The 12,335-nt window shown below is 57.4% G+C and carries 8 protein-coding genes; 2 read left to right on the top strand and 6 right to left on the bottom strand.

What is annotated here, in order from left to right; all coding sequences use genetic code 11:
• Window positions 1-67: 67 nt before the first annotated feature.
• Window positions 68-550 (top strand): class I SAM-dependent methyltransferase, encoded by a 483-nt coding sequence (locus CRP02_RS24275; RefSeq protein ID WP_003516804.1) that lies wholly within the window; start codon window positions 68-70, stop codon window positions 548-550.
• Window positions 551-586: 36 nt separating this feature from the next.
• Here CRP02_RS24275 and CRP02_RS24270 read toward each other — a convergent pair whose 3' ends face one another.
• The 4 genes from CRP02_RS24270 to CRP02_RS24255 all read right to left on the bottom strand — a co-directional run bounded on the left by CRP02_RS24270 (window position 587) and on the right by CRP02_RS24255 (window position 6,757).
• Window positions 587-2,281 carry an adenylate/guanylate cyclase domain-containing protein gene (locus tag CRP02_RS24270; RefSeq protein ID WP_097172514.1) on the bottom strand — a complete coding sequence of 565 codons (1,695 nt, stop codon included), beginning with the start codon at window positions 2,279-2,281 and terminating at the stop codon, window positions 587-589.
• 210 nt (window positions 2,282-2,491) lie between these two features.
• A complete protein-coding gene (locus CRP02_RS24265; protein ID WP_097172513.1) occupies window positions 2,492-3,352 on the bottom strand; it encodes an MBL fold metallo-hydrolase in 861 nt (286 codons plus the stop codon).
• Window positions 3,353-3,540: 188 nt separating this feature from the next.
• Window positions 3,541-3,996, bottom strand: coding sequence for a cyclic nucleotide-binding domain-containing protein (locus CRP02_RS24260; RefSeq protein WP_003516807.1), 456 nt, complete (start codon window positions 3,994-3,996; stop codon window positions 3,541-3,543).
• A 43-nt stretch (window positions 3,997-4,039) separates the two neighbouring features.
• Entirely contained in the window at window positions 4,040-6,757 is a 2,718-nt protein-coding gene (locus CRP02_RS24255; protein WP_003516808.1) for an ABC transporter ATP-binding protein, read from the bottom strand.
• Window positions 6,758-7,104: 347 nt separating this feature from the next.
• Here CRP02_RS24255 and CRP02_RS24250 point away from each other — a divergent pair, with 347 nt between their 5' ends.
• Window positions 7,105-8,922 (top strand): alpha/beta fold hydrolase, encoded by a 1,818-nt coding sequence (locus tag CRP02_RS24250; protein WP_097172512.1) that lies wholly within the window; start codon window positions 7,105-7,107, stop codon window positions 8,920-8,922.
• On the opposite strand, the gene CRP02_RS24245 is transcribed toward CRP02_RS24250, so the two are convergent.
• A complete protein-coding gene (locus tag CRP02_RS24245; protein WP_097172511.1) occupies window positions 8,893-11,349 on the bottom strand; it encodes a glycoside hydrolase family 2 protein in 2,457 nt (818 codons plus the stop codon). The genes CRP02_RS24250 and CRP02_RS24245 overlap by 30 nt on opposite strands.
• Window positions 11,346-12,329, bottom strand: coding sequence for a DUF1839 family protein (locus CRP02_RS24240; protein WP_097172510.1), 984 nt, complete (start codon window positions 12,327-12,329; stop codon window positions 11,346-11,348). The genes CRP02_RS24245 and CRP02_RS24240 overlap by 4 nt, the downstream gene beginning before the upstream one ends.
• Window positions 12,330-12,335: the final 6 nt, after the last annotated feature.

Here is a 12,335-nt window from a genome sequence, read left to right as displayed (position 1 = left end):
GGGCATTTCCAGTAAAAGCGTATAGCGATTTTGCTGGAAATGCCCGGCATTCATGAACGGACGGACTATGAGCAGATTGGACAGTTTCATTCGCCGGTTGACCGCGCAGCGGGATATCCTCAACCACGTCAAGGCCGATCTTGATCTGCCTGACGAAGGTGCGATCATGGAAATAGGCCTTGGAAACGGGCGCACGTTCAATCATTTGCGGGAACTGTTTCCGCAACGCCGTATCGTTGCCTTCGACAGGGCCATGGGTGCACACGCCTCGTCTGTTCCGGCGCAGGAAGATCTCGTCATCGGTGAAATATCGGAAACCGCTCCGGCCTTCATCGGTGTGGAGGCGGCCATGGTGCATGCTGATATCGGCACGGGCTACCCCGAAAAGGATGCCATTACCCTGACATGGCTGCCGGACCTTGCCGCGGGCATGCTGGCAAAAGGTGGCGTTGCGGTCAGCGGTCTGCCTCTGGATCATCCCATGCTGAAGCCTCTGCCGGTGCCGGAAAGCGTGCCGACCGACCGTTATTTTCTCTATCGCAAGATTTGAGGCCGGATGGCCCGCAGCGAGAGGGCCGGGGTTGCCTTATAGGTAGCGCTCGCTCTCTTCTTTCGAGAGCAGGAAAACTTTCATTTGCGAGTTTCTCCCGCGAATGGCGATTTTTTCGCTTCGCAGATCGGCAATCTCCTGTCCCGCCTGAATGATGGCGGGTTCGGAAACGACGATGGCGGCGCCGAATTCCTTGGCCTTGGATTCCAGCCTGCTTGCCACATTCACGGTGTCACCGATCGCGGTTAGGGTTTTCGCTGCGCCATAGCCCATGACGCCGACGATCGTCGGGCCGGCGTGGATGCCTACTACCACTTCCAGCCGGACGGCAAATTGTTTTTCCAGTCCCTCATTCAGGATTGAAAGCTCCCGCAATATGATAGCGGCGGCCTTCATGGCGTTGCGGCAGGCATTTTCTGCACCGTCGCCAAGTCCGAAAAGAGCCATGGCGCCATCACCGATGAATTTGTCGAGATGTCCTCCGGCCTGTTCGACGGCCTGTCCGACGATGGTGAAGTAGCGGTTCAGAAGAAACACGACGTCATATGGCAGTTTCGCCTCGGAAAGCGCGGTGAAATTGCGTATATCACAAAAGAGGATGGCGATCTCCTCTTCCTTGCCCGGCCGGGCCGGTTGCGCATCCGCTGGCAGATCGCTCTGTTGGGGCGGTGATACCAGAAGCGCTATTCCAATATCCTGAGTGGGCCGCAACTGGCAGCCGAGCCGCACATCTGAATCGGCATGTATGCGCCTCAAAGTGGTTTGTTCGATATCTCCGGGAGGCGGAAGCGGGCCTTTGCTTTCGACAATCCTGACCCGGCAGGTCGAACAGCGTCCTTTGCCGCCGCATACGGAATAATGCGGTACGCCCGCGAGTCTGCTGGCCTCCAGAATGCTGAGCCCTGCAGGGACGCGCGCTTGCGCACCATGCTCATATCGGATTTCGATAGCCGTCGATCTCTGCCGCCAGCTGCGCACGCCGCGCAAGACGAATACCAGCATGACCGCGCCGACAAAAATCGCTTCCGTTGCGTCGGTAACGAAACGGATACGCGTCTCCATCTCCCGTTGCAACGGTATGTCGTCTCTTTGAACGGTGGTATCTGCAAGCCCGGGAGGAAGTGAGTATTTTCTGTCCACCTCCTCCAGCCAGCGGCCGGCATCGCTGAAGCCCAGAAGCGCCAACAAAGGCAGCATCACCGCCACAGTCATGAATATCCCGGCTATTTTTGGATACCAGTCCCGGTAACGCAACCAGAAAAACAGGCCGATACACCCGTGGGTCCAGATCACGATCAGTGCGAGACTTTGCCACGCGCCTGCCATCGGGTTGTTGATCCAGAGCCGGCGAACGACCGAGTAATATCCCACGTCGATGTTGTAGATCATGTGCGACACGCGAATATTGACGGCGTGGCCGATGATCAAAAACGGGATCGACAGGCCGAGTATGGCTTGCAGCGCTTCGCGAAGCGGCATGCGCAATGTCCGGCGCTGATAAAGAGAGCGCAGGACAAGACAGACGTGCACCACAACCGACCCATAAAATAGCAGGCTGCTGACGGGATTGAGCCAGATCAGGCTGAACCATTTTCGCGCCCGCTCGGCGGTGTCGATGGAGATGAGAGCGAGCGAATGGTTGAAAAGATGGGAAAATACAAAGGCAAAAATGATGAGGCCGGACAAGATCCGGGCGCGTCTCAAATTGGTCTCCGAAAAGAAACGGATCATGCAAATCCCATCATGCGGTCATTTGGCGCAGAATCATCATTAAGTGTGCTCTGATGTCTTTAGTGCAGGGTATCTCGTGGCAAAATCGTGGAGCAATGGGCTAGCGATGGTCAATTGTGCGTGTTCGAACGTCGGTTCGCCGCATGATAACAAATCAGGCTTCAAAAAAGCGTCAAACGCAGGCCAGCAATACGAGATTGGTGACCGCGATCACAGGTCGATGATCTGGCCGTCCATTGTCGCGAATGCACCGCTGAACTGGGCTTTTGCCTGTTTTTCGATATCGTCCAGTTCGTCGTCGCTGCGGCTTGGGGCGTGGTGGATGAAGCCGACATTTTTTGCGCCTGCCAGTTTGGCAAGGCGGATTGCCTCTTGCCAGGACGAATGGCCATAACCGCGATAAAGGCCCATCTCCTCATCGGTAAACATGGCGTCGTAGAGGAAGAGATCGACGTCCTTGATCAGATCAAGCACGTTCTTGTCGATATTGCCCGGTTCATGTTCAGTATCGGTGATGATGGCGAATGACTTTCCCGCCCAGTCCAGGCGATACCCGATGGCGTTGCCCGGATGATTGAGCATTCCGGTTCGGATCGAGAGGCCCGGATGAACATCCAGGACGTCGCCCGGCATAAAGTCACGGGTTGCCATTTTTGCGCAGCAAACTTCCAGCGGTACGGGGAACCATGGCGGGCTCATGAAGTCCTTGAGCATTTCCCGCGTTGTCATCGTGCCAGCAAGATGACCCGACCAGATGGCGACATCATTGGAGCTATTGTAGAACGGCTTGAAATAGGGAAAGCCGACGATGTGGTCGTAATGGCAGTGAGAGAAGAACAGGTTGACGTCGGTAATACCTTCCGCGCGCAACGCCAGACCAGCAGGGTGTAACCCCGAACCCGCGTCGAACAAAAGAACATGATCTCCGCATCGTACCTCGATGCAGATGGTATTCCCGCCATATTTTCGGAAGTTTTCACCTGAAACAGGAAGCGTTCCCCGCGCACCCCAGATCTTTACCCGAAAATCTTTATTACCTTCCCGACTTAATATGTCGGAATCGAACGCCATGACACACCCCGATTACAACGGAATCTTGCACGCTTCCTCCCATGAAGCCCGTTGTCTCTACAGATTATTATATCCGCTCTCTTTTGGCGGACGCCCTTACCCTTATTCAGTCAGCATTTCATTTATATTGCAATGGTGCGACATTTATTTTTCCAACATCGCCATCCACGGTAGCAAGAAATTGCGGTTCATGTCCTCGCGTTTGCACGCGCTTTGCTAAGCTCCGTCGTCGTCTGGGTGAGACGTTCGGCAAGAACGCGCATGACCTTGATGGTAATGTCAGGGAAATCGGACATGAGCTTGAAGAACTGTTCCTTGCCGATACGCAGGGCTTCCACGTTGGTGGAGGCGCGCACGGTTGCGGTTCTGACGCTGTCGCAGAGAATGGCGATTTCACCGACGATCGCATTGCCGGTCATTTCGGCCACTTTTAACGTGCCCGACGGAGAATCAACCAGAACATCCACTTTGCCGGTCAAAAGGACGTAGGCCGCATCGCCGACATCTCCTTGCCGGAAAAGCATGTCGCCGGTGTGATAGGACACGCGGTCGGATGCGAATGCGAGAAGTTTGAGCTTCGACGGTTCCATTTCCGAAAAAAACGGGACGCGTTTCAGCATTTGAATTTCGTCTTTGAAAAGCATTGCCTTACCCTGTTCTTGTTCCACCTCGGTCACTTTCTTGGATTTATGTTGCGACCATATCCTTGAATGTACCGTTTTCCTGCGCAAGAGTCTCGTAACTTCCATCAGCGCTGATAAGGCCCTGATGGACGACGATGACCCGGTCGAACATGCGCGAGAGCGTCGCATTCGACAGAACCCACACGATCGCCGGGTTATTATTATTCTGTTTCAGGAATGTGATGACCCGTTCGACAATTTCCTCCTGTTGCCGCGGATCGAGGCCGGGAAGGGGGCGATTGAAGACGTAATAGTCGGACTTGCGGATCAGCGCCCTTGCGAGATTGAGCTTCTGCCGCTGGAGTGGCCCGAGCCGCTTGCCGCCAGCGCCGAGGTTGAAATCCAGACCCACCGCAAGCACACGCTCATAGACGCCCTGCTTGCGCATGACCTCGGCCACGATGTGGGTGATGCGCCGTGATGCGTCGGTATAACGATGACTGACCTTGCCGAAGAGAATATTATCCAGAAGGCTGGTGGCACTCATGTATTTTGTCGGATCGTAGATTTCGATCACGTTCTTCAGGCTGTCCGGCAGGTTTTCATGGAACATGTGCCGGACTTCAACGATCCGGTTCATGATTTCCGGTGACAGCAGGCCGAAACGCTGCCGGGGCTCAATGTAGAAGAAGCTCAGCCGCAGCATCGCGCGTCTTTCGCTTTCATTGGCCTCGTCGAAACTCCTACTCTGAAGACGCTGCAGCATTTGCTGATAGACCGGAACATCGTCGGGCGTCATGAATGTCAGCTGCTGGAAGAAGGGGTGGTCACCCGGGAGGTCGGCGAAGATTTCCACGATGTTTTCGGCAATCGTATACCCCATTTCGAACAGGGTTTTGACGAGGCCTGTTTCGCGCATCAGCGAACGGAAATATTCGCTTTCGATGACGGTTCTGATCGACTGTGATGAGTCGCGCATGGTACCGAACAACAGGTTCTCGCCCACGGTGGCCTCGCTGTTGTAGCTCTCCAGCTCAAACGGAGCGATGAGGCCGCTCAGGTTCTCCTTTTCCAGTTCGGCGCGCAGGACATGTCGCAGTTCCACAATGCGGGCCGCAAGATGCAGGTCGGTCAAAGGGTCGATCGTCGAGCGCAACGCGAATTCCAGAATATCCTGCGAAAGTTCCACGCTGTCGAGCACAGCCAGAACGGCCTGGATGAGGTTTTCCGGCTTGCCGTCACCGGCCGGGCTTGAAGCGTAGTCGATCCACTCGCTGTTGATGTCGATCGTCGGATTGCCCGCAAGCTTGGCTTCGCGGATTTCCCATTTGCGGTGCTCCAGCGCTGCACCTTCGTATTGCTTTTCGACAAGCGGTGCGTGCTTGAGACCGTAAAGCAGATTGTCCTTCAGGCTGGCGTGGAAAAAATAGCTGTCCGAGGACACATAGGAGATGCGCCGGCCCGTCAGCGATTCAGGCAATTCCAATATGTCGACGTCGTTGATGCTCACCTTGCCGGAGGTCGGCCAAAGCGTGCGGCCGATAGCATCCGCGAGCGCCTCTGCTCCCGATCCGCCGACGATGGCGATCACCTCGCCTGCCTCGATCTTCAACGAAGCCTGTTCCAGAAGCCGGCTGCCGCTATCGTCTTCCAGCGTCAGATTGCTGACGACGATCGGTGCGGCAATTGCCGCGACTGCTCCTGGTGACAGTTTTTGCACCTTGTCGTCGATCATGTTCGACGCATCGAACTGCTCGAAGACCTGCTCGTATTTTACCTGGACATCCTGACGCGCCTGATCCCAGTCGATCAGCTCCTTCAGTGGTCCTGGCAGTTCCTTATAAGCGTTGATGACGGCAACCAGCTGCCCGACATCGAGGCTGCCCTTGAGCGTGAGATAACCGCCGAGTGCATAAAAGAAGAAAGGGGTGAGCTGCGCGAGGAAGTTATTGATGAATTTGACCAGAAACTTCCACTGGTAGAGATCGTAGCGGATCCTGAAGATGTCGCCGAGCCGGTGCGAGGCATCGGCACGCTCGAAATTGGAGGTGTCATAAGCGTGGATGGTGCCGATGCCGTCGACCATTTCGCCGATGCGGCCGGCAAGCTGGCGTGCGCTCAGCTGCCGCTGGCGTCCGAGTTCGATGAGGCGACGGCGCATTTTGGGGATGATGCCGACCTGTATGGCGGCCATGAAAGCCGCAATCAGACCCAGCCAGAAATTCTGCACGAGAATGAAGAAGAGTGCCGAGAGCGCCTGACCGCCGAGAAGCGCCGGCTGCACAAAGGCGTCACCGGTAAATCCGCCCAGCGGCTCGACCTCGTCCTTCACCATGCTGGAGATTTCAGCGCCCTTAACCCGCTTGAAATGCGTGGGCGGGAACCGCAGGATCCGGTCGATAAGTTCGAAACGGATACGCCTGAGAAGCCGCTCGCCGAGGCGGCCCTTGAAGGTGTTGATATAATATTTGAAAAGCCCGTTGATGACGACAAGCGCAAGGAAGGTGAGGCTGAGCGCCATCAGCATCGACATGCGGTTGAGTTCGAGGCCGGGGAAGAGCGTCACGGTGCCCCAATAGGGAATATCGACCGTGAGATGCATGAAAAGCTGTGTCGCGTTTGCCCCTTCGAAGCCGTCTCCCTGAATGGGGCCGTTGACGATCTGTTTGGGCAGATCGAAGGCGAGGAAATAGGGGATCATGGACAGGGCGACGATCAGCAGAATGAAAAGCTGCTGCCGCTTCGTATGCGACCAGATATAACGCGTAAGGCTTTGTTCCATATAAAACTTCTATGACCTGTCGGGCAGGGCCCGGCGTGTTGGTTTGCGCGGTGTCAAGACGGTCAGGCTGCCGGGTGGCGGGATCCCCTCCTGCAAATAGGTATGTGACTCGCTATTTATCAGTATATTCAAGCGGTTTCGAGCAAAATAGCGCCCGTGCCGAGGCTGGCCCACGATCCCCGATATTTGTTTTTGTAACGCGCGTTCCACATTCGATATTGAGACGACTACATTTTTAGACTTCCCTAATGTTATTGGTTTTACTGTAGGAACAGGACGTTAAGACGCTCCAGTATAGTTATCCCGCAAATGGTTGAGCCGACACAGGCGTAGTGATTGCAAGGTCGATGGCGATAGATATTTCAGAGCGTGCAAGCGGTGAACCGTCCCCTGACATGTTGTCGCTTTCGGGCATTGCATCCGATGGGTCGATCGCGCATCCGGTTTCCTTTCAAGGATGCACGGGTATTTTTCACCCGGCGCGCAAGGAGGTCAAACAGGACCATGCGGTTCTTTTCGTCAGCCCCTGGGGCATGGAGGAACTGTGCACTCGAAAGTTTCAGCGGGTTGTGGCTGAACGGCTGGCGGCGGCCGGCGTCGCCAGCCTGCGGTTCGACTATCATGGCGCTGGGGACGCGCTCGATCCGGAGGACGTCGTACGTGCGGCGGACTGGCTTTCCGACACGCGAGCGGCGCTCGACTATCTAAAACGTCTTTCCGGTTGTTCCAGGGTGGTCGTCATCGCTCAGGGTCTCGGCTGTCTGATCGCCATACAGGCGCTCGCCGATACGGCCGACGTCGGTTCCATGGCGCTTCTGGCGCCCGTCGTCTCCGGCCGGAGCTATCTTCGCGAACTGGCGATGTGGTCGTCCATGATCGACGATGGTCTTGGTCTTCGTCCCGGGCAGCGCATGGCGGAGGCGGGGGCGATTGCAGGCATGGCCATGCCGGTGGGTGTTGCTGATGCTATCAAGAAGGTCAATCTTGCAAAGCTGGATGCCGCTCCTGCGCGGAGCATTCTGGTGCTGTCGAGACCGGGCCGTGCGAGCGACAGCGATTTTGCCAAGCAACTCGCCTCGATTGGTGCGGAGGTGGGGGAGGCGGAATTTGAGGGATATGACGATCTCGTATCCAGTCCCACACTCTCGAAAATACCCGGCGATGTGGTGAAGCGGCTTCGGGACTGGGTCCTGTCCAAGACCCAGACCACAGATGCGGCGGGTCCGCAGGAGGATTTCATCGTCAACGCTCCGCAGCGCGGTCGCGGTTTTCTGGAACAGCCGGTGCAATTTGGCGAAGCCGGCCGGCTTTTCGGTGTTTTTTGCGAGCCTGACGATCGGCTGGCGGTCTCCTCGGTCCTTCTGCTCGGCGCGGCCTACGACCGGCATGCGGGTTGGGGCAGGCTTTCCGTGCAAACGGCCCGTTCGCTCGCACGGGAGGGTATCGCTTCGCTACGGTTCGACGCGGCCAATATTGCCGACAGCCCCCCGGTCAAAAACGCGCCCGATCAGGTTCTTTACGATGCGGCGCAGAATGACGACGTGGCCGCCGCGCTCGATTTTCTCAGTCGGCGTGGCAAAGGACCCGTCGTTGCTGCTGGGCGCTGCAGCGGCGCCTACCTCGCCTTCAATGGCGCGCTTGCCGATGACCGGATCAGCGGGGTGGTTGCGGTCAATCCGGTTGTGTTCCACTGGCGCAAAGGCCGCTCGGTCGATGAAGCGCTGCACAAACCGCCACGTTCCTTTGGGGAATACAGCCAGCGTTTTCGCCAGGGCGCTACGTTCAAGCGTCTCGTCAGCGGCGATGTCGATGTGGTGAGCGCCGGTCGCAATATCGCCAAGGCGACGCTCAAGAAGCTTTCGATAAAAACGGCAAGGCTTTCCCGCCGGGGGAGCGAGGAAGGGCGTGCCGTCTACGGTGCTTTCGACAAGCTCAAGGCAAGGGATGTGTCCATCGGCCTGCTTTACAGCGACAATGACGACGGGCTTGAGCATTTCCGGTATTATTTCAACGCCGATGGCAGGGGCCTGTCGGCCTATCGGAATGTGTCGCTGACGATTATTCCTGACGCCGACCATAATCTTTCAACGCCTGAGGCCAGAAAAGCCTACATCGATGCGGTGAAACTGATGGCTCTAAAAGGAAAATCGCCGGCTGGAGCCTAGCGAGACGACATCGCCGGAAGGGGGCGTTTCGGATGTTGCTGTCTCCGGCAGAAGGTCGATTTTTCTGGTTTCACCGGGTGCGAGATGGAACCAGCTTTCCGAGGCGCGGTGATCTTGCGCCGTGATATGGACGGATTGCGCCAGCCGGTCCGTACCGATCTCGAGCGACCAGATGCCGTTCGCCTCGCTCACCCCCACCTGAAGGTTGGCGGCGTGCAGTGCCTTTTTCCGACCGAGAGGAAAATGGAATGCGTCGGCGATGACAGATCCGGTCGCGACATCGCGGAGCCGGGCCACCGTCACATCATGGGAGGGCGGGCCGAAACGATAGGCATAGGTCGTATCGAAAAAGGCACCGAACAAATCGGTCGCGGCGATGGTCTGGCTGTGTCGCGGCGAGAGCGTGAGCGGCCGTTTGGCATGGACGACGGGTTGCGTGCCATCGCGCAGGCAGGTCAGTTCCAGCATGGCTTCAAGGTTGTCGCCGGTTTCGTTGATGACATGAATGTCCAGCCCGTTGGTGCCTTCATCGGAAAGGCTGACCTGGATGGGACGAAACGCTCTTTTCAGCGCATGCCAGACGGATTTGGGTCTGCCGGTGGCATCGATGATACCCCAGCCAGCGCCGGGAACGATATCCTGCAAGGTCCAGACCAGGGCGCCCCGGCAAGAGGACGCGTCGCGACGCCATTCGGCGAAGGTTGCTTCCATGACCTCGGCAGTGACGGCACGAGACATGTCGAGATAGAGACCGCCATCCTCCCGACGCAGCACGTCCGGCTCAACATCGTAAAGCAGCTTCAGATAATGGTCGCGAATATCCTCGAAATCCCAGGAAGCGCCGCGATCGCGTGGCGTGCGCGCCTTCCAGCGCGGATCATGCACCGCCAGTGCGGGAAGATGTCTGTCCAGCGTTTCCTGTTCGGGAATATTGGCGAAGGCCAGGCACTCTGCAGCAAAGCGGAGATTGGCCCGGCGGGCATCTTCCAGCGGACGGCAATAGGCGCCCACACCGTAATAATGACCAACCCCGGCATTGGGGAAGAAGGGCAAGGCGCCGCCTGAAGGGGAATTCGCCACATAGGCCGCGTCCGGCCGTTTTTCGGTCAGGACGTCGGGCAAAATTGTCTCGGTGAGCGTGCCCTTCCATATCTGTTCCGGCAGACCGAGCATCGCGCCCTGCTGGTACATTTCGCTACCGCCGCAAAAAACGGTCAGCGAAGGGGAAAGGGCGGTCGTCTCGAGGAACTGCGAGATTTCCGTAACGATGTGTTGGTTGAGCGCCTCATCCTTTGCTGGATAATCAAAATTGGCAAGCATGGCGTCCTGCCAAACCATGATGCCGAGTTCATCGCAGAGCGCGAAGAACTCCGGCGTTTCATAGGCCATCGTGCCGCCGACGCGGATCATGTTCATGCCGGCTTCGGCAGCTTTTCGAAGCCAAGGCTCATAGTCCGGTCTTGTTCCCGGCAGGCGCACGATGTCGGCGGTCGTCCAGACTGCGCCACGGCAGAAAACGGGGTGCCCGTTTATCTGGATGCCGAAACCGTTGCCGTCTTCGCCGTAATCGACCTCCACGCGCCTGAAGCCCGTGCGCCCGAGCCTGTGTTGCTTACCATCCAGTTCCAGAACGACTTCATGGAGCGTCGGTCTGCCGTGGGTATGCGGCCACCACGTCTCGACATCAGGTATGTTGAGTTGGCCTAGGAGCCTACCGTTTTCAGCCCCGGAAAGATCGACGCCGTAGCCCGCGCAGGTGAGCCGTGCGGATGGAATGTCGTGGCTCGCCTCCAGGGCGATGTTGACCGTTCCCGTCCCGGTTTCGTCGAGCGAGGACCGGACTGTGCAGAGCACGCCTGCCTGTCTTATAAGGCTGATGGGTCGCCATGGGCCGGCGGCATGGATTTCCGGGCACCAGCCCGGCATATATCCGAGCGCCGTGGTGCGGATCAGCCGCAGACCTTGGGTGTTCATCATCTGTGGACGCCAGCGGGCGCGCGGACCGGTTTTTTCGAGCCTTGGCGAAAGTGCCCGGAAGCAGATCGATAGTTCGTCCGCGCCCGTCAGTTCCACCGGTACTTCCAGCCTTTCGAACATGCTCTGGCTGGCGGCGATCAGTTCGCCGTTGAGGAAGATTTCTGCAATCGTGGACAGGCCATCGAAGCGCAGGATCGCCCGCTCCCGCACATCGGAAATCATCGTCAGACGGTACCAGGCATCCTTGTCGTTCAATGGTGTCGGATTGAGACGGTCAAATTTTCCGGCCAGTTCCAGAGCTTGCGCCACTGTTCCGGGAACGGACACGTGAAGGCTTTCAAGGGTTGCGGGAATATCCGAGGGCGTTTCGCAGGCATTGGCGGACGTCATTGTCAGCGTCCAGCCTTCGCTTAGTAATTTTTCGCTTTCGCGCGGAAGATAAGTCCTCACGCGGCCTCGCTGGTGTTCGACAATTTTGCCGCAAGGGCTTCCATCACACCATCCCATGCATCCGCAGCCGGATCGAGCACAGAGGCGAGCGCGTCGAATTTACGGCGCGTGACGGCGCGAGCGAGCTGGAACTGCACGGTCTTGGCGACCTCGGATATGCGCAGCGCGTGGTCTCTCGCTTCAGCAAATTCGCTCTTGTCCAGCCATTCGAGGTGGCTCGCCGCCAGTTCGAAATTGGCGCCGAACTGGCGCAGCGTATTGAAGGCATATTTGTGGAAAAAGCCGAACGGCCGGTCTGCCACCTTCTCGACCTGAGCCGGAAACACGGCTGCAAAAGCCCTGACCGGATTGTTGGATGGTCGCCGTGAAAAATGAAACTTCAGCAGCCGTTCGGCCGTTTTGCGGATATGCGCCGGCGAAGGGTTGCTGTCTGCGAATTTTGCAAATTCCGTATAGGGCAGGAAGGGCGGCTCGCTCTCTGACAGGTGATGCTGGAACAGGCCGTCGAAATCTTCGCCCGACAGGTGGAAGAAGCCGGCATTGTGGAAATAATCGAGTTCCCGGTTTGCGAGGTCCAGCCGGTTGATGGCGATGGTGGTCTTGCCATGTTCCTTCCGGTAGCCCACCCCGTGGGTATCGGGCATATAGAAGCTGTCCATCTCGATCAGGCAGATGCGGCGGCGTTCCAGTTGTGCTTCGATATGGTTTTCCACCCGGTCGAAGATCGCAAGTTCGGTGGCGCGAACGCCATAAAGTGCTTCCAGATCTTCCAGCGGCACCTTGAAGAAAGTGAACTGGTCGCCTTCGAAATCCTGCGTCAGGGTGAAACCGAACATGGCCTCAGGCGGCAACCCTTTCGAGGCCAGCACCTCGATCCACAAATCGATGTAGCAATTGGTCTCCGGCCACATTCTTTCCGACGAATGAAGCGGGTGCTGCACATAGTTTTTGGGATCGAGACCGGGGAAAATCTGCCGCATGAATGG

Origin of the sequence: Rhizobium sp. AN5 (assembly GCF_900215255.1) — a bacterium.
Taxonomy (GTDB): Bacteria; Pseudomonadota; Alphaproteobacteria; order Rhizobiales; family Rhizobiaceae; genus Agrobacterium; species Agrobacterium tumefaciens.
This window is presented reverse-complemented; position numbering and strand designations above follow the sequence as displayed.